The 21,282-nt window shown below is 67.9% G+C and carries 22 protein-coding genes; 7 read left to right on the top strand and 15 right to left on the bottom strand.

Annotation, left to right across the window (positions count from 1 at the left end; all coding sequences use genetic code 11):
- A partial coding sequence (locus GGQ80_RS13225) for a transposase (protein WP_183985615.1) occupies positions 1 to 227 on the top strand: 227 nt, incomplete at its 5' end.
- Positions 228 to 300: 73 nt separating this feature from the next.
- On the top strand, positions 301 to 1,440 hold the full coding sequence (locus tag GGQ80_RS13230) for a GNAT family N-acetyltransferase (protein WP_183985617.1): 1,140 nt from the start codon (positions 301 to 303) through the stop codon (positions 1,438 to 1,440).
- Here the strand turns inward: GGQ80_RS13230 and GGQ80_RS13235 are convergent.
- The 3 genes from GGQ80_RS13235 to GGQ80_RS13245 form a co-directional block, all read right to left on the bottom strand.
- Positions 1,395 to 3,011, bottom strand: coding sequence for a hypothetical protein (locus tag GGQ80_RS13235; protein WP_183985619.1), 1,617 nt, complete (start codon positions 3,009 to 3,011; stop codon positions 1,395 to 1,397). The genes GGQ80_RS13230 and GGQ80_RS13235 overlap by 46 nt on opposite strands.
- 9 nt (positions 3,012 to 3,020) lie before the next feature.
- Positions 3,021 to 4,775, bottom strand: a complete 1,755-nt coding sequence (locus GGQ80_RS13240) for a hypothetical protein (protein WP_183985621.1) — start codon at positions 4,773 to 4,775, stop codon at positions 3,021 to 3,023.
- Between the two features lie 189 nt (positions 4,776 to 4,964).
- On the bottom strand, positions 4,965 to 6,182 hold the full coding sequence (locus GGQ80_RS13245) for an argininosuccinate synthase (protein ID WP_183985623.1): 1,218 nt from the start codon (positions 6,180 to 6,182) through the stop codon (positions 4,965 to 4,967).
- Positions 6,183 to 6,296: 114 nt separating this feature from the next.
- On the opposite strand from GGQ80_RS13245, the gene GGQ80_RS13250 reads away from it, so the two are divergent.
- Positions 6,297 to 6,674 carry an EF-hand domain-containing protein gene (locus tag GGQ80_RS13250; RefSeq protein WP_183985625.1) on the top strand — a complete coding sequence of 126 codons (378 nt, stop codon included), beginning with the start codon at positions 6,297 to 6,299 and terminating at the stop codon, positions 6,672 to 6,674.
- A 116-nt stretch (positions 6,675 to 6,790) separates the two neighbouring features.
- Here GGQ80_RS13250 and GGQ80_RS13255 read toward each other — a convergent pair whose 3' ends face one another.
- From GGQ80_RS13255 to GGQ80_RS13265, 3 genes are read right to left on the bottom strand one after another with little or no spacing between them, the layout of a single operon-like run.
- Complete coding sequence (locus GGQ80_RS13255) at positions 6,791 to 8,017, bottom strand: SAM-dependent methyltransferase (RefSeq protein WP_183985627.1); 1,227 nt, start codon at positions 8,015 to 8,017, stop codon at positions 6,791 to 6,793.
- 18 nt (positions 8,018 to 8,035) lie between these two features.
- Positions 8,036 to 8,779 carry a molybdopterin-dependent oxidoreductase gene (locus GGQ80_RS13260; RefSeq protein WP_183985629.1) on the bottom strand — a complete coding sequence of 248 codons (744 nt, stop codon included), beginning with the start codon at positions 8,777 to 8,779 and terminating at the stop codon, positions 8,036 to 8,038.
- Positions 8,776 to 9,480: a cytochrome b/b6 domain-containing protein gene (locus GGQ80_RS13265; protein ID WP_183985630.1), complete on the bottom strand. Its 705-nt coding sequence runs from the start codon at positions 9,478 to 9,480 to the stop codon at positions 8,776 to 8,778. Before GGQ80_RS13265 ends, GGQ80_RS13260 begins: the two co-directional genes overlap by 4 nt.
- Before the next feature lie 149 nt (positions 9,481 to 9,629).
- Between GGQ80_RS13265 and GGQ80_RS13270 the strand changes: the two genes are divergently transcribed.
- Together GGQ80_RS13270 and GGQ80_RS13275 are read left to right on the top strand one after the other, a co-directional pair.
- Positions 9,630 to 12,443, top strand: a complete 2,814-nt coding sequence (locus GGQ80_RS13270) for a M16 family metallopeptidase (protein ID WP_183985631.1) — start codon at positions 9,630 to 9,632, stop codon at positions 12,441 to 12,443.
- Between the two features lie 29 nt (positions 12,444 to 12,472).
- The gene (locus GGQ80_RS13275) at positions 12,473 to 12,772 is read left to right on the top strand and encodes a hypothetical protein (protein WP_183985632.1); all 300 of its coding nucleotides are present in this window, start codon (positions 12,473 to 12,475) and stop codon (positions 12,770 to 12,772) included.
- Between the two features lie 327 nt (positions 12,773 to 13,099).
- On the opposite strand, the gene GGQ80_RS13280 is transcribed toward GGQ80_RS13275, so the two are convergent.
- From GGQ80_RS13280 to GGQ80_RS13310, 7 genes are all read right to left on the bottom strand, one after another.
- Positions 13,100 to 14,152, bottom strand: coding sequence for a 5-(carboxyamino)imidazole ribonucleotide synthase (locus GGQ80_RS13280; protein WP_425506057.1), 1,053 nt, complete (start codon positions 14,150 to 14,152; stop codon positions 13,100 to 13,102).
- A gap of 20 nt (positions 14,153 to 14,172) precedes the next feature.
- Positions 14,173 to 14,655 carry a 5-(carboxyamino)imidazole ribonucleotide mutase gene (gene purE, locus GGQ80_RS13285; RefSeq protein WP_183985633.1) on the bottom strand — a complete coding sequence of 161 codons (483 nt, stop codon included), beginning with the start codon at positions 14,653 to 14,655 and terminating at the stop codon, positions 14,173 to 14,175.
- A 77-nt stretch (positions 14,656 to 14,732) separates the two neighbouring features.
- Positions 14,733 to 15,404, bottom strand: coding sequence for a hypothetical protein (locus GGQ80_RS13290; RefSeq protein ID WP_183985634.1), 672 nt, complete (start codon positions 15,402 to 15,404; stop codon positions 14,733 to 14,735).
- A complete protein-coding gene (gene gpmA / locus GGQ80_RS13295; RefSeq protein ID WP_183985636.1) occupies positions 15,401 to 16,087 on the bottom strand; it encodes a 2,3-diphosphoglycerate-dependent phosphoglycerate mutase in 687 nt (228 codons plus the stop codon). The genes GGQ80_RS13290 and gpmA overlap by 4 nt, the downstream gene beginning before the upstream one ends.
- Complete coding sequence (locus GGQ80_RS13300) at positions 16,088 to 16,546, bottom strand: GNAT family N-acetyltransferase (RefSeq protein WP_343051053.1); 459 nt, start codon at positions 16,544 to 16,546, stop codon at positions 16,088 to 16,090.
- A gap of 5 nt (positions 16,547 to 16,551) precedes the next feature.
- Positions 16,552 to 17,661, bottom strand: a complete 1,110-nt coding sequence (locus GGQ80_RS13305) for a M14 family metallopeptidase (RefSeq protein WP_183985637.1) — start codon at positions 17,659 to 17,661, stop codon at positions 16,552 to 16,554.
- A complete protein-coding gene (locus GGQ80_RS13310; protein WP_183985639.1) occupies positions 17,658 to 18,257 on the bottom strand; it encodes a DUF4136 domain-containing protein in 600 nt (199 codons plus the stop codon). Before GGQ80_RS13310 ends, GGQ80_RS13305 begins: the two co-directional genes overlap by 4 nt.
- A 126-nt stretch (positions 18,258 to 18,383) precedes the next feature.
- Here GGQ80_RS13310 and ykgO point away from each other — a divergent pair, with 126 nt between their 5' ends.
- Positions 18,384 to 18,509 carry a type B 50S ribosomal protein L36 gene (gene ykgO, locus GGQ80_RS13315; protein ID WP_004210176.1) on the top strand — a complete coding sequence of 42 codons (126 nt, stop codon included), beginning with the start codon at positions 18,384 to 18,386 and terminating at the stop codon, positions 18,507 to 18,509.
- A 126-nt stretch (positions 18,510 to 18,635) separates the two neighbouring features.
- On the top strand, positions 18,636 to 19,250 hold the full coding sequence (locus tag GGQ80_RS13320) for an HAD family hydrolase (RefSeq protein WP_183985641.1): 615 nt from the start codon (positions 18,636 to 18,638) through the stop codon (positions 19,248 to 19,250).
- Positions 19,251 to 19,399: 149 nt separating this feature from the next.
- Here the strand turns inward: GGQ80_RS13320 and GGQ80_RS13325 are convergent, their stop codons facing one another.
- Together GGQ80_RS13325 and pyk are read right to left on the bottom strand one after the other, a co-directional pair.
- On the bottom strand, positions 19,400 to 19,735 hold the full coding sequence (locus GGQ80_RS13325) for a hypothetical protein (protein ID WP_221364389.1): 336 nt from the start codon (positions 19,733 to 19,735) through the stop codon (positions 19,400 to 19,402).
- Between the two features lie 33 nt (positions 19,736 to 19,768).
- Complete coding sequence (pyk, locus tag GGQ80_RS13330) at positions 19,769 to 21,226, bottom strand: pyruvate kinase (protein WP_183985646.1); 1,458 nt, start codon at positions 21,224 to 21,226, stop codon at positions 19,769 to 19,771.
- Between the last annotated feature and the right edge of the window lie 56 nt (positions 21,227 to 21,282).

Consider the following 21,282-nt stretch of genomic DNA (forward strand, 5'->3'; position numbering starts at 1 on the left):
TCATCACACCGCTGACGGCGCTTGGCATCCAGCCCGTCATCCCCTCCAAGATCAATCGCACCTACAGGCGCAAACACGATGCCGGCCTCTATGGCACACGCCACCTCATCGAAAACTTCTTCGCCAAGCTCAAAACCTTCCGCGCCATCGCCACCCGATATGACAAGCGAGCCGTCGCCTTCCTCGGCGCCGTCCATCTCGTCGCGGCCTTCATCACACTCAAGTGATGACACGCCCAAGTTCAGGATGACGCCTCATTGCGCGTTGGAGCCTGCCGCCACGCACCCTATCTAGTCAGCAATGACCGCCGTCACCGCCCGCCTCGCCGATGGCGTCGCCTCGATCTCCGCTGCCGATTGGGACGCCTGCGCCGGCACGGCCAACCCGTTCGTTTCCCACGCCTTCCTTGCCGCTCTCGAAGCCTCGGCCAGCGTTGGCGCACGGTCCGGCTGGCAGCCGCTGCCGATCGTCGTCGACGGTGCCGACGGTCGTCCGGCCGCGATCGCGCCGGCCTATGCCAAGGGGCATAGCCAGGGCGAATATGTCTTCGACCACGCCTGGGCCGACGCGTGGGAGCGGGCGGGGGGCAGCTATTACCCCAAGCTTCAGATCGCGGCCCCGTTCAGCCCGGTGCCCGGCCCGCGCCTGCTGCTGCGCGATCCCGCCACCGCGCCGGCACTGATCGCCGCGATCGAGGCGGTGACCGACCAGCACGAGCTATCCTCCGCCCACGCCACCTTCGTCAGCCCCGAACAGCTGCCACTGTTCGAACAGGCCGGCTGGCTGATCCGTGAGGGCACGCAATTCCATTGGCGCAACCAGGGCTATGCGACCTTCGACGATTTCCTCGGCGCCCTCGCCAGCCGCAAGCGCAAGGCGATCCGCAAGGAGCGCGCCGCCGCGGTCGAGGGGCTGACGATCCGCCACCTCACCGGCGCCGACATTCGGCCCGAACATTGGGATGCCTTCTGGGTCTTCTACCAGGACACCGGCAGCCGCAAATGGGGCCAACCCTATCTGAAGCGCAGCTTCTTCCCCCTGCTGGGCGAAACGATGGGGAATCGCGTGCTGCTGATCCTCGCCGAGCGTGATGGCGTGCCGATCGCGGGGGCGCTCAACCTGATCGGTGACGATACGCTCTACGGCCGCTATTGGGGCTGTACCGAGGAAGTGCCGTTCCTTCATTTCGAGCTGTGCTATTACCAGGCGATCGACGCCGCCATCGCGCGCGGGCTGACGACGGTTGAGGCGGGCGCGCAGGGCGAGCACAAGCTGGCGCGCGGGTACGAGCCGGTCGCGACCTGGTCCGCCCACTACATCCCGGATGCGGGTTTCCGCCGTGCGGTCAGCGACTTCCTCGTCCGCGAGCGCGCCGCGGTCGAGCATAGCCACGACTACCTGGCGGAGCTGACGCCCTTCAAGCGCGGCGGGAACCCATAGGGCACCGTGCTGGTGTCGACCGGCGGGCGGCGGTCGTCGATGCGATAGAGCACGCTCGCCCCATCGCGCCAGATCGGCGTCAGCCCGTGGGTGAGTGCGGGGTCATAAGCGGGCGGATGGACCAGCCAGATATAGTCGAACGCGTCGCGCGGCACATGCGCCAGCGCGTTGCCGATCGGCCGCCACCATTCGCCCCGGCACTTCCTGTCGGTCACCAGCTCCGACGGATCGTGTGCGAAGCCGCCCGCGGCGACATAGCGCGCGGTCAGCAGCTGAGCGCCCGCCATCGACCATTGGTCGTTGGCATAGGCGAGCTTGCGCTCCAGCGCGATCGCCGGGATGTGTTCGAGCCGCGAATAGGTCCAGTCGTCGACGCAACGCCGCCCGACGAAGGTGACCAGACGCGCACCCTCGGGCAGATGGTCGAGCGCGGCGAACTGGCGGTTATAGTCGTTGGCATAGATCGCGTAGCTCGCCGTCGTCCCCGCCAGCCGGACCAGGAAGAACGCCAGCCCCAGCGCCGCCAGCGTCGCTGCGCCGCGAATCGACAGCCCTCGCCTGGGCCGAAGTGCCAGCAGCGCGATGGCGATGACGAACGGTGCGAGGCGCATGTCGGCATAGGCCGATCCGAACACGATACGCGGCAGCAGGACGAACACCGCCGCCAGGAAAGCCGCCGATAGCAGCAGGTTGCGCGAATATTCGATGCGCTCGTCGCGGATGCCCTTGAGCAGGATGACGAACAGGATCGTGACCGAGACGATGTCGAACGCCATCCAGCGGTCGCGCAGCACCATCAGCACCCAGTTGGTCTTGGCACGCCAGCGGAACCAGTCGGCGGTCTGCCCGGTGACGTGCTCGCCCGATCGCCACAGCACCATCAGCACCATCGGCAGGGCGAGCGGCAGGCAGCCGATCCCGGCGCGCAGCCAGCTCTCCAGCCAATGGCCACCGCGCCCGTCCTTGCGCAGGTCGTGCTGGCGGATCATCTCGGCGGAGAAGGCGAGCACGCCGAGCACGCCCCAGCCGAAGGTGTGGCACACCCAGAGCGCGCAGGAGAGCGGCACGAAGAGGATCGCACGCAGCTGCAGCTTGCCCAGCCGCGCCAGCCGCAGCCACAGCCCGAACAGGTTCAGCGCCAGCGCCATCGACAGCGCGAAGTTCACGAACCCGAACTGGAAGGGATAGCTGTACGCCAGCGGCAGCGCGAACAATGCGGTGGCGGGGATCCGGCCGTTGACCTCGCGCGCGATCCACAACAGCCCCGACACCGTCAGCGCCGGGATCGCCATGACGATCAGCTTGACCGCCAATTCCAGGCCGAAAATTGGCGCCAGCGGCTCGATCAGCAGGTCGATGCCGAGGTTGCCAATCAGCGACCAGTTGAAATCATACCATTCGCTCAGCCACGGATGTGCGCCGCGATCGAGCTGGACGCGATAGCGCCCCATGTGCCCCGGCAGGTCGACCAGCGGCGGGATCGTCGGATACCAGAGCGGGATCGTCGAGGCGATCACCATCGCGACGACGAACCAGCGCGTCTGCCACCATTGCGGCTGTTGCCCCTGCATCCACTGGCCTTAGAGCGTGCGACCACTGTCCGACAAGTAGATCACGCTGCCGTCGTCGCTGCGTACGAGCGGTCGAACGCCAGGCAGCTTGCCTTGGATCAAGGCATCCGCCGTCGTGCCCCGCCGATCGGCGCCGGGCATCGTCCCGCACGCCACGATATAGCGGACGTTCCAGCGCCGCAGCGTTGCCGCCGCTTCGCCCGGTGGCCGGAGGTAGAAACGATAGATCGCCCGGTTGCCCGCCGCATTGCGATGCAGCGGCGCCCCGAGCACGCGGTGCCGTGTCGCCGCCAGCGCCCAGGCGCCGGCGTCGATCGGCGCCATCAGCGTTCCCGCCGGCAGCCGCACCAGCGCCGCCATGGTCGCCGCCGAGCCGCAGTCCCCCGCCATCGGCGCAGGCTTGCCCGACGGCGGCGTCAGCGCCTGTGCGGCGATCGGGTACAGCATCCCCGCCGACGCCGCCCAGGCGCCGACCAGCGCGACGCTGCCCCGCCGCCTTGCCGCATCGATCGCGGCGGCCAGTGCCGGTGCGGCCAGGATCGCGCCGCTCTGCGCCCCGCGCAGCTGGACCAACGCCACCGCGAGCGCGGTGACCTGCAATGCCAGCATCAGCGCCCATTCCCGCGTGCGGACGACGCGCAGACGCCATGCCGTCGCGCCCAACCCCGCCGCCATGACGCCAAGATAGCCGATGGTCGCCGCAAACGGTGCCTGCCACGCCCCCTGCGCTTCCGCGACCTGGCCCAGCCATAACCTCGCAAGCAGTGGATCGACGCGGCCATAAGGGTGGAGGCAGTCGGGTGACCACAGCAGCGCCACGGCGCCCGCGATTCCGATGATCGCAAGCCCTCGCCTCAATCTCCCCCTCATCCCGGGCTTGAGCCGGGAGGCGGCGTCGTCCCCGGTCGGCGATACAGCGTGACCTCGGGCCAAGCCTGTCCTGAGCCAAGCCGAGGGGTCCGGGGTGACGAGGGGGAGCAGCGTCGCTGCGGCCATCACCATCGCCGCGCGCCACGCCTCGGCGGTAAAGCCGTCGCAGGCGCCGTAGCCGAAAGCATCGCTCGCAAAGGCCATCCGGCCGACGATCAGTCCACCAAGCGCGCCGCCACCCAATCCCGCCAGCCGCCGCCGGCCGCCACTCGCAACCCACTCGGCCACAATTGCAGCACCGATCACGCCCAGCAGCGGCACCGTCTCCAGCCCGACGACCAGGCTGGCGGCACAGCATAGCCCTGCGGCCCGCCCCCGTCGCGCCGTCACCGGGCCCAAAGCCCCCAGCAGCGCCCCCAGCACCATCACCAGCTGCACGCCATGGTGATCGATCCGCCCCGGCAGGAACACCGTCGTCGAGGGATAGGCGATTCCCGCGACGACCACCGCCGTCGCCACCGGCGCGCCCAGCACCCGCGCGATCCGCGCGGTCAGATACAGCGCGGCGGCGAACAGCAGCGCCGGCCAGACGATCACCGCCGCCACCTCGGCGTCATGACGTCCCAGCGGCGAGAATAGCGCGATCGGCGCCGCGATCGGCAGGTCGACGAGCCGCGACCAGTGGATCGGCCCACCGAGCCCCAGCCGGTGCTGCGCGACGTCGCCGAACGCCTGGCCCGCCAGCCAGTCGCGCACCTGCTGCAACCGCATCGCGTCGTCGGTATCGGGCAGGCGCAGCTGGCGCAGGTCCGCCCACGCCGCGATCGTCCACGCGACGCTCAGCAGCGCGGCGAGCGCCAGCGCGAGCGACAGGTCATGGCGGCGAGCGTTCACCCTGCCGCCGTAGCGCGGATGTGGTTAAGTGCCGGTAACCAAGCCATTCCAGCCCCGTCACCCTGAACTTGTTTCAGGGTCTTCCGCGGGGAGAGCGATTGGCCCGCCCCAGGGAGATGCTGAAACACGTTCAGCATGACGAACGGGGCACGCAACGTCCTCCCCACGATGTGGGGAGGACTGATCAGCTCACCCGTCGCGGCGGCCGAGCAGGCGCAGGCGAAGCGCGTTCAGCTTGATGAAGCCGGCCGCATCGCGCTGGTCATAGGCGCCCTGGTCGTCCTCGAAGGTCACGACCTTCTCCGAATAGAGCGAGTTGGGCGACTTGCGGCCCGTCACGATCGCCTGGCCCTTGTACAGCTTCAGCCGCACCGTGCCCGACACCTTCGCCTGGCTGTGGTCGACCGCCGCCTGCAGCATCTCGCGCTCGGGCGAGAACCAGAAGCCGTTGTAGACCAGCTCGGCATAGCGCGGCGCCAGCTCGTCCTTCAGATGCGCCGCACCGCGGTCGAGCGTCAGCTGCTCGATTCCGCGATGGGCGAGGGCATAGATGGTGCCGCCCGGCGTCTCGTACATGCCGCGGCTCTTCATGCCGACGAAGCGGTTCTCGACCAGGTCGAGCCGGCCGATGCCGTGGCGGCGGCCCATCTCGTTGAGCGCTTCGAGCAGAGTCGCCGGGCTCATCGCCTCACCGTTCAGCGCGACGCCGTCGCCGCGCTCGAAATCGATCGTGATCGTCTCAGCGCTGTCGGGCGCGTCCTCGGGATTGACGGTCCGCGAATAGACGTAATCGGGCACCTCCTCCCACGGATCCTCGAGCACGCGGCCCTCAGACGAGGTGTGGAGCATGTTGGCGTCGGTCGAGAACGGCGCCTCGCCGCGCTTGTCCTTCGAAATCGGAATCTGGTGCTTCTCGGCGAATTCGATCAGCTTGGTGCGGCTGGTCAGGTCCCACTCGCGCCACGGCGCGATCACCTTGATGTCGGGATTGAGCGCATAATAGCCGAGTTCGAAGCGGACCTGGTCGTTTCCCTTGCCCGTCGCGCCATGCGCCACCGCATCGGCGCCCATCTTATTCGCGATCTCAATCTGGCGCTTGGCGATCAGCGGCCGCGCGATCGATGTGCCGAGCAGATACGTGCCCTCATAGACCGCATTGGCGCGCATCATCGGGAACACGTAATCGCGGACGAACTCCTCCCGCAGATCGTCGATGAAGATGTTCTCGGGCTTGATGCCGAGCAGCAGCGCCTTCTCGCGCGCCGGCTCCAGCTCCTCGCCCTGGCCCAGGTCGGCGGTGAAGGTGACGACTTCGGCGCTGTATTCCTGCTGGAGCCACTTCAGGATCACGCTGGTGTCGAGGCCGCCGGAATAGGCGAGGACGACCTTGTTGATCTGATCGGACATGGGGGCAGCTCCGTGGGAAAGGCGGCGTGCGCTTACGGTCCCGGCGGCGAGGACGCAACCTTCCTACCCCATGTTCATCGTCGATGCAGCGAGAAGTCGGCAATGGCGGGGGCCATGAAGCAGCTATTTTTCCTCCTCCCGCTCGTCGCCGCCGCGCCTGTCGTGGCGCAGGATACCCAGGCCTCCGCCGCTGCCAAGTTCCGCCGCGAATTCCGCGCGTCGGACGCCGACAAGGACGGCTTCCTCAGCCGGCCCGAGGTGCAGGCGCGGATCGGCCGGATGAGTGCCGGCGCGAAGTCGGTCGATCCCGTCCACGCCAAGCGGCTCGGCGACCTGTGGTTCGACGCAGCCGACAGCGACAGGGACGGCAAGGTCAGCGAGGCGGAGGCGCAGCGCCTGCTGACCGCGACGTTCAAGCGCTACGACGTCGATGGCGACGGCCGAATCGAACCCGGCGAGCGCGAGGCGGCGAAGAAGTCGCTGTCGAAATAGGCGGCTATTTTCCCCCTCCCCTTCAGGGGAGGGGCTAGGGGTGGGGGAAGCCTTGCAGAGACCATCGCCTGCCTCGCCCCACCCCAACCCCTCCCCTGAAGGGGAGGGGCTTGTTCTCACCCCCGCATCGCCCGCTCGCCCTCGAACATGTAATCCCGCGTCACCGGGACTGCGTCGCGGCGGCGGGCGAGCTGCACCTGATAATTGCACAGCCCGCCATGCAGGAACGCCATCGAGGCGCCGGCGAGATAAAAGATCCACATCCGCCAGAATCGCTCGTCGTACAGCGCGACGATCTGGTCGCGCGCGGCATAGGCGCGGTCGTACCACTGGCGCGTCGTCCAGCCGTAGTGGTTCCGCAGCACCTCGACGTCCGTCAGGAACATCGGCAGCCCTTCGTATCCCTTCACGATCTCCGACAGTGCCGGGTTGTAGCCGCCGGGGAAGATGTACTTGGTCGTGAACTCGTCGGTCACGCTCGGCCCGCCGTAGCGGCCGATCGTGTGGAGCAGCATCACGCCGTCGTCGGCGAGCAGGTCGAAGCATTTGCGAAAGAAGGTGCGATACTGCGGCGGCCCGACATGCTCGAACATGCCGACCGACACGATCCGGTCGAATCGTCCCTCGACCCGCCGATAGTCGATCAGCTCGAACGTCACCTTGTCGGCGACGCCGGCCGCCGCGGCGCGTTCGCGCGCGATCTTCAGCTGCTCCTCGGACAGCGTCACGCCTAGCACCTCGGCGCCGGTCTTGGCATGGAGGTACAGCGCCATCCCGCCCCAGCCGCAGCCGATGTCGAGCACGCGCATGCCCGGCCGGATCGCCAGCTTGGCGGCGATATGCGCCAGCTTGTCCTGTTGCGCCGTCTCCAGGTCGTTCGCCGGATCGGTGTAATAGGCGCAGCTGTACTGGCGGTCCTTGTCGAGGAAGAGGTCGTAGAGCCGCGCCGACAGGTCGTAATGATGCGCGACGTTGCGCTTCGAGCGCCGCTCCATGTTGATCCGGTCGAAGCGATGCTTGATCGCGCCCAGCACCCGCGTGCCGCGCGAGGCCTTCAGCGCGCCGCGGCGATCCTCGTATTTGTCGTTGGCGGTTGCGAGCTGGAGCAGCGGCAGGATGTCGTCGTTCGCAATCTGCAGCCGCCCGTCCATGAACAGCTCCGCCGCGCCCAGGCCCGGATCGGTCACCAGCTGGCGCTCGACCTTGTTGTCGGCGAAGGTTAGCTCGACATGGCCCATCTCGGGATCGGGGGTGCCGAAGGTCCGGGGCGGCTTGCCGGGACGATGGATGGTCAGCTGGCCGCGCTTGATCGCGCGATCGAGGAAGAGGTCGAGTAGGGACATGGCAGCGCCACGTACTAATCAGATACCGGCATACCAATCATAATCGACATTGTCCTCCCAATAGCCGCCCTTGCCCTTGCCGATGCCGTCCAGCGTCGCGACCGCCTCGATCGACTGGACATATTTGGCGTGCTTGTAGCCGAGCTGACGCTCGACGCGCAGGCGCACCGGCGCGCCATGGGCGACGTCGAGCGCGCGGCCGTTCATCGCCAGCGCCAGGATCGTCTGCGGGTGGAAGGCGTCGACCAGGTCGATCGATTCATAATAGGGCTGGCCGCCGTACAGGTCGAAGCAGCGGAACACGACGTAGCGCGCCGATCGCCACACCCCCGCCGCCTTCAGCACCGTGCCGAGCAGCGGCCCCTGCCATTCGCCGATCGCGCTCCACCCCTCGACGCAATCGTGCCGCGTGATCTGCCGCCGCGCGGGCATCGAGGCGAGATCGACGAGCGTGAAGCTGCGCGGCGCATCGGCCAGGCCGCCGACCGCCAGGCGGTATCCGGCGAATTTGTCGGCGACGAGCGCGTTGTAATCCGGCGTGTTGGGATTGAACGTGCCGTTGGCGCGGAAGATCGGCGACATCTGGTCGCGGCGATATTCGGGCGCCAGCGCATCGCGGCCCTGAAGCGCGCGCTGCAGTCCGCGGTGCATGTCCTCACCCGCGAACAGGATGGCCCTCGCGGCCGGCACCTGCACCACCTTCTCGCAGCCTGCGAGCATCAGCCCGGCGCCGCCGGCGATCAGCGTCCGCCGCGCGATCATTCGCCCGGCACCTTCCACCAGCCGGTGACGATCGAGCGCAACTCGTTGCCGACGCCCGCCAGGATCACCAGCACCAGATGGACGACGGTGAACAGCGCGATGGCGGCCATGGACAGGAAGTGGATCGACCGCGCCGACTGACGCCCACCGAACAGGTCGAGCAGCCACGGCCACGCCGCATCCATCCCCGGCGAGATCGCCAGCCCGGTCAGGATGACGAGCGGCAGTGCGATGAACAGGATGCCGACGTAGCTCAGCTTCTGCAGGACGTTGTAGGCGCCGGGGTGCTCGGGATCATGGAAGCGGAAGTCTAGGTGCGCGCGGATGTCGGCCCACAGCGAGGTGCGCGTCAGGTCGCCGCGGCGAAATCGCAGGTCGCGCTGGAAATGCCGGTTGACCACGCTGACGATCATGTACGCCAGCAGCCCGAACGCGAGCACCAGCGCGAAGAACAGGTGCCACCGCCTCGAGATCGCGAGGTTGTAGCTCGCCGGGATCGTCAGCCAGGCGGGAAAGCGCGGCAGGCTAGCCCAGGCATAGTCGAAGTTCGCGCCATATTGCCCCCAATAGAGCCGCGGATGCGCGTTCGAGATGCCGAGCCCCGACCCGATCAGGATGATGATCGCGATCGCATTGACCCAATGCCACAGGCGCGTCGGCCAGCGATGGCGATAGAGCGGGGTGCCGGGCGGCGCGTTCATGCTCAGCGACATAGCAGGTGCAGCGAAAGGGGGAAGCTCCCTGCTTCGTACCTCGTCATTCCCGCCTTCGCGGGAATGACGGATTGCCCCCATTGCACGCCATCCCGCCACTGCTATGCTCCGCCCATACACCGAGGGAAGGGTCATCCATGAAGTTTCGTTCCGCGGCGCTCGCTGGCGCCGCTATCGTCGCGTTCGTTGCTCCCGTCGCCGCCCAGACCGCCAAGCCGGCGCCCACCGCGGATCTCGTCCGCGCGGTCGACATCCCCTATCAGCAGTTCACGCTCAAGAACGGCCTTCGCGTCATCGTCCATACCGATCGCAAGGCGCCCGTCGTCGCGGTCAGCGTCTGGTATGACGTCGGCTCGAAGCACGAGCCGCAGGGCAAGACCGGCTTCGCCCACCTGTTCGAACACCTCATGTTCAACGGCAGCGAGAACGCGCCGGGCGATTTCTTCTCGCCCTTGAAGACGATCGGCGCGACCGACCTCAACGGCACGACCTATTACGATCGCACCAATTATTTCGAGACGGTGCCGACCGCCGCCCTGTCGCGCGCGCTCTTCCTCGAAAGCGACCGCATGGGTTACCTCACCGGCGCGATCACCCAGGGCGTGCTCGACGAGCAGCGCGGCGTCGTTCAGAACGAGAAGCGCCAGGGCGACAACCAGCCCTACGGCCTGGTCGACTATCGCATCACCGAGGGGCTGTTCCCCGCAACGCATCCCTACGGCCACACCACGATCGGCTCGATGGCCGATCTGGACAAGGCCAGCCTCGACGACGTGAAGACGTGGTTCAAGAGCCACTATGGCCCCAACAACGCGGTGCTGGTGCTCGCCGGCGACATCGACGTCGCCACCGCGCGACCGCTGGTCGAGAAATATTTCGGCGCGATCCCCGCCGGTCCCAAGAGCGTGACGCCGCCCGCCGCGGTAACGACGCTGGCCAAGGCCGAAACCGCGACGATCAAGGACCGCGTCGCCGCGACGTTACTCACGCGCAGCTGGGTCGTCCCCGGCCTCAACGATCCGGCGTCGCCGTCGCTCGACGTCGCCGCCGCCGTGCTCGGCGGCCTCGCCTCGTCGCGGCTCGAGGAGCAGCTGGTGCGCGGCGAGAAGCTGTTCACCCGTATCACCGTGGGCAACCAGTCGTTCGCGCAGGTCGGCCAGTTCCAGATCTACGGCTATGTCCGCCCCGGCGTCGATGCGGCGCAGGCGGCGAAGCGCCTCGACGAGGTCACTGCCAATTTCCTGCGCACCGGGCCGACCGCCGACGAGGTGCAGCGCGTCGTGACAACCACCGTCGCCGGCCGCATCCGTGGCTTCGAATCGGTCGGCGGCTTCGGCGGCAAGGCGGTCGCGCTGGCCGAGGGCGCGCTCTACTCGAACGATCCGGGCTTCTATAAGAAGTATCTCGCTGCGCTCGCCGCGCAGACCCCGGCGACCGTCAAGGCGGCGGCCGACAAGTGGCTGTCGCGCCCCGTCCTCGCCGTCAACGTCGTTCCCGGCGAGCGTGACGCCTATGCCGAGGCGGTCGTCCCGCCCAAGGCCGAGGTGACGCCGGCGCCCGACCAACCTGCCAAGGGCACGCGCGGTGCGATGCCCGCGGTCGGCCAGATGAGCGACCTCAGCTTCCCCGCGGTCACGCGCACCCGCCTCGCCAACGGCATCGAGCTGATCTACGCGCAGCGCACCGCGACGCCGTTCACTCGTGCGGTCGTCAGCTTCGACGCGGGCCGCGCCGCCGATCCCGCCGACCGGCTCGGCACCCAGCAGCTGACGCTCGACACGATGGACGAGGCGGCGGGCGCCCTCGACGCCAGCGCGCTGGCGCAGGCGAAGGAGCGGCTCGGCGCCGACATCGGTACCGGCGTCGGCAATGACCGCACCGTGCTGTCGCTCGGCGTACCCAGCGCCAACCTCGCGCCCGCGCTCGACCTGTTCGCCGACGTCGCGCGTCGCCCGGCCTTCGCCGAGACCGACGTCGCCCGCGTCCGCAACCAGCAGCTGGCGCAGATCGCGCAGGAGCTGACGAGCCCCAACGGCATCGCCGGCCGCATTGCGCCTCAGTATCTCTATCCGGCCGGTTCGCCCTATGCGAAGCCGGGTGGGTCGGGCGATCCCAAGGCGGTTGCGGCACTGACCCGCGCCGACCTCGTCGCCTTCCGCCAGGCGTGGCTGCGCCCCGACAAGGCCAAGATCTTCGTCGTCAGCGATCGGCCGCTCGCCGAGGTGAAGGCGGCGTTCGACCAGCGCTTCGGCGACTGGAAGGCGGAAGGGGCGGCGGGCACCAAGTCCTTCCCGCCCGCCAAGGTCGCCGGCGGCGAGCGCATCGTCCTGGTCGATCGTCCCGACAGCCCGCAGTCGCTGATCGTCGGCGCCCAGCAGACCAGCCTCGTCGGCACCGACGACCTGCTGCCGGTCATCACCGCCAACGACTCGCTCGGCGGCGACTTCCTCAGCCGCATCAACCTCGACCTGCGTGAGAACCGCCACTGGTCCTATGGCGCCTATGGCGTGTTCAACCGCGTCGAATATGCCGCGCCCTATCGCATCCAGGCGCCGGTGCAGGCCGACAAGACCGGTCCCGCCGTCGCCTCGCTGCGCGACGACCTGACGCAATATGTCACGACGAAGCCGATGACGCAGGAAGAGTTCGACCTGGCGATCAACGGCGCGATCCGCTCGGGCTCGGGCGAGTTCGAGACGAGCGACGCGGTCTTGGCGGCGATGCAGCAGAACGACCTGTTCAAGCGTCCCGACAATTATTACGCGACGATCAACCAGCGTTACCGCGCGATGACGCTGCCCCAGCTGCGCCAGTCGATCAGTCAGGTGATCCGCCCCGGCGACGTCACCTGGATCGTGATCGGCGAGGCGGCGAAGGTGAAGCCGCAGCTTGACACGCTCGGCCTCCCCGTCGAGGTCCGGTCGGCTGCGTCCATGTCGGGCGCCAAGTAATCACCTGATACGAGAGAGGAACGCGTCACATGGCCGATATCGACGGCAGCTGGGATTGCACCGTGAAGTCGCCGCTCGGCGACCAGAAGCTGCACATCACGATCAAGACCGATGGCGACGCCTTCACTGGCCAGGCCAGCGGCGCGATGGGCGCGAGCGACATTTCGGGTCAGGCGAACGGCGACGCCGTGTCGTTCCAGATGCACGTCAGCGTGCCGATGCCGATGACGCTCGACTGCCAGGCGACTGCCGAGGGCGACACGCTGACCGGCACCGTCGGTGCCGGCGCGTTCGGCAGCTTCCCGCTGTCGGGCACGCGCGCGGCGTAACCCGAACACTCGTCCTCCCCAGCGTTGCCGGGGAGGGGCACCGCTCGGCGAAGCCGCGTGGTGGAGGGGGCGCCGCAAGGGGCCTCCTTATTGTAATGCGACTCCGTCATGCTGAACTCGTTTCAGCATCTCCAGCGGCGAGCGCCACGGCAAGGAGATGCTGAACCAAGTTCAGCATGACGTGTGTGGCTCAGGACGGTCCGCCCACCAACACCGTCATTCCCGCGAAGGCGGCAATCCATCATCACGACACGTCGTGAGACCCACTAGCGGCAGCCAATATGGATCCCCGCCTTCGCGGGGATGACGATTGGGGTCGTGGCGGCGTTACCGAACCACCGTCACATGCCCCATCTTGCGCCCTGGCCGCGCCTCGCCCTTGCCGTACAGGTGCAGGTGCGCACCCGGCTCGGTCAGTGCCGCCTGCCACGGATCGTCGCCGATCAGGTTGCGCATCTCCACCACCCCCCGCGCGGACGGGTCGCCCAGCGGCAGGCCGCAGATCGCGCGGATATGGTTCTCGAATTGCGACGTTTCGGCACCCTCGATCGTCCAGTGCCCCGAATTATGCACCCGCGGCGCCATCTCGTTGAAGACCGGGCCGTCGCTGGTCGCGAAGAACTCGCACGCCAGGACGCCGACATAGCCCAGCTTCTCCGCGATCCGGCAGGCGAGGGCGGTCGCCTCCTCGGCCTGGGTCAGCACCTCGGCGGGTGCGGGCACCGTCGACGTTCGCAGGATCGAGGCGTGATGGACGTTGTGCGGCGGGTCGTAGCGGACGGTCGCGCCATCGTGTCCGCGCGCGATCAGGATCGAGAATTCATGCTCGAACCGGATGAAGCCCTCCAGCACCGACGGCCCGCCGATCGTCGTCCACGCATCTGCCGCCTCGCCGATGGTGCGGATCAGCGCCTGGCCCTTGCCGTCATAGCCCATCCGCGTCGTCTTCAGGATCGCCGGCGTCCCGATCCGCGCCAGCGCCGCCGTCAGCGCGTGCTCGCTGTCCACGGCCGCCCAGGGGGCGGGGCGGCCGCCGACCGTTTCGACGAACGCCTTCTCCGCGATCCGGTCCTGCGCCACGCGCAACGCTGCCGGGGCCGGATGCACCGGGATGCGCGCGGCGAGCCATTCGACCGGCCCCACCGCGACGTTCTCGAACTCATAGGTGACGACGTCGCACTGTTCGGCGAAATCGTTCAGGACGATGCGGTTGTGGTAATCGGCGCGGGTCAGGCTCGACGCCGTTTGTGCGGCGACGCTGTCGCGCTCGGGCGCCAGGATATGAGTGCGATAGCCGAGCTGCGCCGCCGCCACCGCGAGCATCCGCCCCAGCTGGCCACCGCCCAGGATACCGATCGTGCCGCCCGGGTCGATCCTCACGCCATCGCCTTTCGTCCTGGTTATTGCGGGTCGATCGCCACCGAATCGGTCTGGCGTGCGCGCCAGTCCTGAAGCCGCTGCGACAAGGCCGCGTCGGACAGCGCCAGGATCGCGGCGGCGAGCAGCCCGGCATTGATCGCGCCGGCCTTGCCGATCGCCAGCGTGCCGACCGGGATGCCGCCCGGCATCTGCACGATCGACAACAAACTGTCCTGGCCCTTCAACGCCTTCGATTCGACGGGGACGCCCAGCACCGGCAGATGCGTCATCGCCGCCGCCATGCCGGGCAGATGGGCGGCGCCGCCGGCCCCCGCGATCACCACCTTCAACCCGCGGTCCGCTGCGCCCCTGGCATAATCGTACAGCCGGTCGGGCGTGCGGTGCGCCGAGACGACCCGGGTCTCGTGCGCGACGTCCAGTTCATCCAGCACCGCGGCGGCATGGCGCATCGTCTCCCAATCGGAAGTCGAACCCATGATAATGCCGACGAGCGGTGCAGCCATGCGCGCCCGGTTAGCGAGGCCGGGCGGGGAGGGCAACCGTACGGCCGTCATTCCTCCCCGTGGCGGAGAGGATTGACCTACTTGGCCGCTATATACCGGATCCGCGTCTTGATCGACCCGCTCTTGCCCATCATCGATCCGCTGATGTCGCCGTCGACCGCCACAGGGAATACCCGCCCGTCCGCCAGCGGCGCATAGGTCGAGGTGAAGGCATAGCCCTCCACCTTCGCCACCAGCATCATCCGAAAGCCTTCGCGCAAGCTGAACCGCACGCGCTCGACATAGGCCTGCGCGCCGCTACCGCTGACCACCGCCTCGGCGCTGGTGTCGGCGGAGGCATCGTGGTTGCCGATCTTGACCGTGCCCTTGGGCAGCGCGGCGAAGCGATAGACGATGGCGCCGCCATTCGCGGTCCGCGTCGCCGCGGCGCCGAACCATTGCGCCAGCTTGGCATAGGAGGGCAGCGGCCCGCCGCGCGCCGCCTTCAGCGTGTCGGCGCGCTCCTTGTCGGTCGGCGGATGGCCATCGACGCTGACGACGCTCCACCTTGCCGCCTGGGGCTTGGCGGGGTCATAGCGGGTGACGAACTCGCGCGTCTTGCCGCCGATCTGCTCGACGCGGGTCGTCTGGGTGAAGGCGACGTCACTCGTGTCGATCGTCCGCATCCGCGCGACGAGCTGGTCCTGCAGGGCGTCGGCACCAGCCGGCGATGACACGACCAGCACCGCGGCTGGGAAAACCCGCCTCATCGCTCGTGCAGATAATAGCGCTCGACCGCGTTCAGCTGGTCGTCGAGCTCGTAGACGATCGGCTTGCCGGTCGGGATCTCCAGGCCGGTGATCTCGTCGTCGGGAATGTTCGACAGATGCTTGACCAGCGCGCGCAGCGAGTTGCCGTGGGCAGAGATCAGCACGCGCTGGCCGGCGTTCAGCTCAGGCGCGATCCGCTCGTTGAAATAGGGCAGCACGCGCGCAATCGTGTCCTTCAGGCTCTCGGTCGCCGGCACCTGGATATCGGCGTAGCGGCGGTCCTTCGACAGGTCGAAATCGCTGCCCGCGTCCATCGGCGGCGGCGGCACGTCGAAGCTGCGGCGCCACACCTTCACCTGCTCGTCGCCGTGCCTGGCCGCGGTCTCCGCCTTGTCGAGCCCGGTCAGCCCGCCATAATGGCGCTCGTTCAGCCGCCAGTCCTTTTCGGTCGGCAGCCACAGCCGGCCCATCGCCTCCAGCGCCAGGTTCAGCGTCTTGATCGCGCGCGTCTGCAGCGAGGTGAAGGTCAGGTCGAAATCCAGCCCCTTCTCCTTCATCAGCCTGCCCGCCTCGCGCGCCTCCTCGACCCCCTGCATCGTCAGGTCGACGTCCCACCAGCCGGTGAAGCGATTCTCGAGGTTCCAGGCCGACTGGCCGTGGCGGATGAGAACGAGTTGCGGCAATCAAACCTCCAGCGTGAGCGTCATGTAGCGATTGTAGGGGCTGTCGGCCGGATAGTCGGCAAACGCCGCGCAATCCACGAAACCGAAGCGGCGATAGAGCGCATGGGCGGCGATGAAGTCGTCGTCGGTGCCTGTCTCCAGGCTGATCCGAGCGATGCCTTCGTCCGCAGCATGAGCGATCAGCGCGGCCAGCACTGCCGCGCCGACGCCCTTGCGGCGGTGGGCATCGGCGGTGCGCATCGACTTGATCTCGGCATGGTCGGTATCGAGTCTCTTGACCGCCCCCATGCCCGCCAGCGCCCCGCCATCCCAGGCAGTGAAGAAGGCGGTGTCTGGCCCGGCCAGCTTTTCCGCACCCAGGGCGAAGCGGAATTCGGCATCGGTATTGGCGCTCGCGAACGCCAAATGCTCGGCGATCAGCGCCGCCGCGGCCGGGGACCGGGGATCGTCGCGCCGCACCTCGATCACAGTTCGTCGACCATGCCGGCTGCAACCTCCAGGCAGGCGACCGCCAGCTTCCTCGATCGTTCGGGGCTCCAGCCGAATTCGGCGTCGGCGTTGGGATCGTGATCCTTGAACGGCATCTCCAGCGTCACCGACACCGCCCCGAACCGCTCGGCGAGCTGGTTGGTCGACATCGAAAGGTTGGCATTGCCCGGCGACGCCTTCTCATAGCCCTTCTCGATCTGGAAATCGGGGGTGTGCGCGGCGAGGCGTCGGCCGAATTCGTAGAATTTATCGCCATGCGCGTCGGTCCACGACGGAATGCCCTCGAACCCGGCGATGAAGTTGGCCGGGATCGCCTCGTCGCCATGGACGTCGATCGCGAAGTCGACGCCCGTCGCGTCCATCATGTCGCGGACGCACAATACTTCCGGGCTGCGCGCCGACGTGGGGGCATGCCATTCGCGGTTGAGGTTGACGCCCACCGCGTTGGTGCGCAAATGCCCGCGGCGCGTGCCATCGGGGTTCATGTTCGGGACGACATGGACGGTCGCCTTCGCCAGCAGGTCGCTGGCGGCATCGCTCGTCAGCCACTCGAGCGCGCCGTCCATCCACCATTCGGCCATCGATTCGCCCGGATGCTGGCGCGCGTAGAACCACAGCTGCTTCGCACCCGAACCGAAGCGGAAATAGTCGATCGCCTGCCCGTCGAGCGAGGTGCCGATCTGGCGATGCTCCGCCGCCGGCGACAGCGCGGTGCGCGCCACCAGCGCCTCGTGCATCTCCATCGTATAGGGCGCGAAATAGGCGAACCAGATCAGGTCGCTGTCGACCGTCACCTGCCACGACAGCACGCCGTCGGCATAGTTGGTCGGCACCTGGCGCCACGCCTGGCGATCGGTGCTGGCGCGCGTCTTGTACCCCGGCCAGCCGAACGGATAGGCCGATCCGCCCGCGTTGAGGATGCGGAACGTCAGCGTCCGCCCGCCAGCACCGGCGACGCGGAACGAGAACCATTGGAAGAAATCGGACTGAGCGTCCGGCCGGATGGTCAGGTCCACGCGGTCGCCGTCGATTCCGACGACCTCGATATTGCCGCCGTCGAAGGCGGCGTTGATGGCGATAGTCATCTGACCTCGATAGTGCGCCCCGACTGGCCGGGGAACCCCGTGAAGACCGCGGCGGCCAGCTTTGCCGCCTGCTGGTCGGCGGTTTTCAGGTTGCTGACGCCGCGCGCATGGCCTTCCCAGATTGGCGACTGGTCGGCGCTGCGCTTGATCGTCACCGACAGCTCGGCGACCAGCACCTCGGTCGGCCGCCCGCCGCCGCCGACCGGAAAGCCGACGCCGCCGCCAAGGCCGAGCCCGCCGCCGCGCCCGCCGCTGAAGCCGCCGCCGCCGATCCCGATGCTGAACGCGGGCCGCTTGGGCGGTCCTTCCTGCGCGGTGCGGGTGAAGCCGACGACCGCGACATATTGCGGCCGCGCGGCCGCCGCGGGCAGCGTGTAGCCTTGCTTCAACAGCTCGCTTTCGACCGCGGCGGCATAGGTCTTGAACTCCAGGCTCGCCGGCCCGCCGCCGGTCTGCGGCTCGACCGCCACCGTGCCGCGCGCGATCGGCTCGCCCAGGTGGTAGCGCACGACCTGGGTCGGCGGCAGCGGTGCCGTGGTGGCACAGGCCGCCAGCGCCACGGCAGGAATCAGGACAAGTAGGGCACGGCTACGCATGGGCAACTCCGCATCGTTATGCTAGGGAAACGTCCTAGCGAGGCGTCCGTTGCTTGACTATCGGCGACGGCGTCTCTAGGCGCTCGCGCTTTCCGAACAACGCCAGAATCAGCAAAGCGAACGATCATGAAGATCCGCAATTCCCTGAAGTCGCTCAAGGGCCGTCATCGCGACAACCGCGTGATCCGTCGTCGCGGCCGCACCTACGTCATCAACAAGACGAACCGTCGCTTCAAGGCGCGCCAGGGCTAAGCCGAGGCCAGCGGATTAGCGACGCTAACCTGCGCGGCAGGGCCTCGGCCCGGCCGACGGGCGCTCAGCGACCCGTTCGACGACACGGGATGTACCCCCGTGTCTGGCCGCATCGGTACCGATGACATGACACCCGATGCCGTTATCTTCGACGTCGGCCGCGTCCTCTACGACTGGCATCCGCGCTACCTGTACCGGCGCCTGATCGACGACGATCGGGCGCTCGACGCGTTCCTACGCGACGTCGTCACGATCGACTGGCACTTCCAGCATGACGCTGGCCGCCCCTTCGCCGAGACCTCGGCGGAGCTGGCGGCACTGTATCCGCAGCATGCCGATCTGATCGCCGCCTGGGGGCCGCGCTTCCTTGACAGCATCGGCGATCCGATGCCGGGAATGCCCGCGCTCGTCGACGATCTGCACGACGCCGGCGTTCCGCTCTATGCGATCACCAACTTCTCCGGCGAATTCTGGCCGCCGTTCCGCGCGCGCGAATCGGCGATGTTCGACCGCTTCCGCGACATTGTCGTCTCGGGCGACGAGAAGCTGGTGAAGCCCGACCCCGCCATCTACCGCCTCGCGCTCGACCGCTTCGGGCTGGACGCGCAGCGGAGCGTCTTCATCGACGACAATGAAGCCAACATCGCCAGCGCCCGCGATCTCGGCATCATAGCGCTCCACTTCACCGACGAGCCCACGTTGCGCGGGCAGTTGCGTGACCTGGGGTTGCTGAAGGCGTAAGCGGCACCGTCACACGTTCCGTCATTGCGAGCGCAGCGAAGCAATACAGTGACGGGCCGGGATGCGCTTGATTGCTTCGCTACGCTCGCCATGACGGATAGCGGCACGATCGAGACATGGTCCGCCAAGCGCGTTTCATGCCGACGTCGTCAGTCGCTCTTCTCCGATTCGTGAGCCAAGCCGATCCGAGCGAGGCGCAGCAACTCAGGCAGATGGTTGCGCACCATCGCCATCAACCGGGCATTGGCATCGCTTCGACGATCGTCCGGGCCTACGATGTCCGGGTTCTGCCACAGGCACGCGGCAACGACGTCGTCGCTAGGCCATTCGTTATCCAGTGGTTCGAAGATACGACCCCGCGTCGGGTTCTTCACGATTAGGCATGACGACATGCAAGCACCGTCGGTGCCGAAGGCAACGTGCCACGGTGCCGCGGATGCACCAGTCTCCAACTCCGTCAATGCCACCAAATCGTCGCTCGTCACGGCCATTGCCTCCCCAAGCGACCACCCGATCGCCTACTCGGTGTAACCCTTCAATTCGTCGCCGATGATGCTCACCACGTGGAGCACATTGGTCGAGCCCGGGGTGCGGAACGGCACGCCCGCGACGACGATGATGCGGTCGCCGCCCTTGGCGATGCCGGTACGCAGCGCCATCCGCTTCGACTTGGCGACCATTTCCTCGAACGATTCGACGTCGCGCGTGTGGACGGCATGGGTTCCCCACAGCAGCCCCAGCCGCCGCGCCGTGTCCAGCTGCGGCGTCAGCACCAGGATCGGCACCGGCGGCCGTTCGCGCGCGATCCGGCGCGCGGTCGAGCCCGAGGTGGTGAAGCAGACGATCGCCGATGCCGACACCGTGCGCGCGATCTGCTTCGCCGCTTCCGACAAGGCGTCGGCAGTGGTCGGATCGGGGCGCATGATCGTGAAATGGACGCGCTCGCCGTGCGCCGGGTCCATCTCCACTTCCTGGCCGATCGCATTCATCATCGCGACCGATTCGACCGGCCAGTCGCCCGCCGCGCTTTCCGCCGACAACATGATCGCGTCGGCGCCGTCGTAGATCGCGGTCGCGACGTCGGACACCTCGGCACGGGTAGGCGACGGCGACTTGATCATCGATTCGAGCATCTGCGTCGCGACGACCACCGGGCGGCCCTGACGCCGCGCCGTCTCGACGATCCGCTTCTGCAACGGCGGCACCGACTGCGGCGGCAGTTCGACGCCCAGGTCGCCGCGCGCCACCATGACGCCGTCGCAGCTCTCGACGATCTCCTCCAGCCGCTCGATCGCCGCCGGCTTCTCGATCTTGGCGAGCAGCGCCGCCCGGCCGCCGATCAGCTTGCGCGCCTCCCACAGATCCTCGGGCCGCTGGACGAACGACAATGCGATCCAGTCGACCCCCTGGTCGATCGCGAAGGCGAGGTCGCTGCGGTCCTTTTCCGTCAGCGCCGCCATCGGCACGACGACGTCGGGAACGTTGAGCCCCTTGTTGTCCGACAGCGCGCCGCCGACCTCGACGAGCGTCTCGATCCGGTCGGGGCCGTGGTCCGACACGCGCAGCACCAGCTTGCCGTCGTCGAGCAGCAGGCGAGCGCCCGGCTCGATCGCCTCGAAGATTTCACGATGGGGCAGCTCGACGCGCGTCGCGTCGCCCGGCGTCTTGTCGCGATCGAGGACGAAGGTCGATCCCGTCTCCAGCATCACCCGGCCGCCGGCGAAGCGGCCGACGCGCAGCTTCGGGCCCTGAAGATCGGCGAGGATCGTCGTCGGGCGGCCGAACGTCTTCTCCAGCGAGCGGATCGCCTCGATCACCGCGACCTTCGATTGCTGGTCGCCGTGACTCATGTTGACGCGGAACGCGTCCGCGCCCGCCTGGAACAGCGTCGCGATCATCTCGGGCGTATTGCTGGCTGGCCCCAGCGTGGCGAGTACGCGCACTTGCCGAGAGCGGGGCGCGATGTCGTTCGTCATGGTCGATCCTTGGCCGGCTTTGCGAGGGGCCGCTCTAGCCCCTATCTCGTCCGGAT

The sequence above is a fragment of the Sphingomonas jinjuensis genome (assembly GCF_014197105.1).
Lineage (GTDB): Bacteria > Pseudomonadota > Alphaproteobacteria > Sphingomonadales > Sphingomonadaceae > Sphingomonas > Sphingomonas jinjuensis.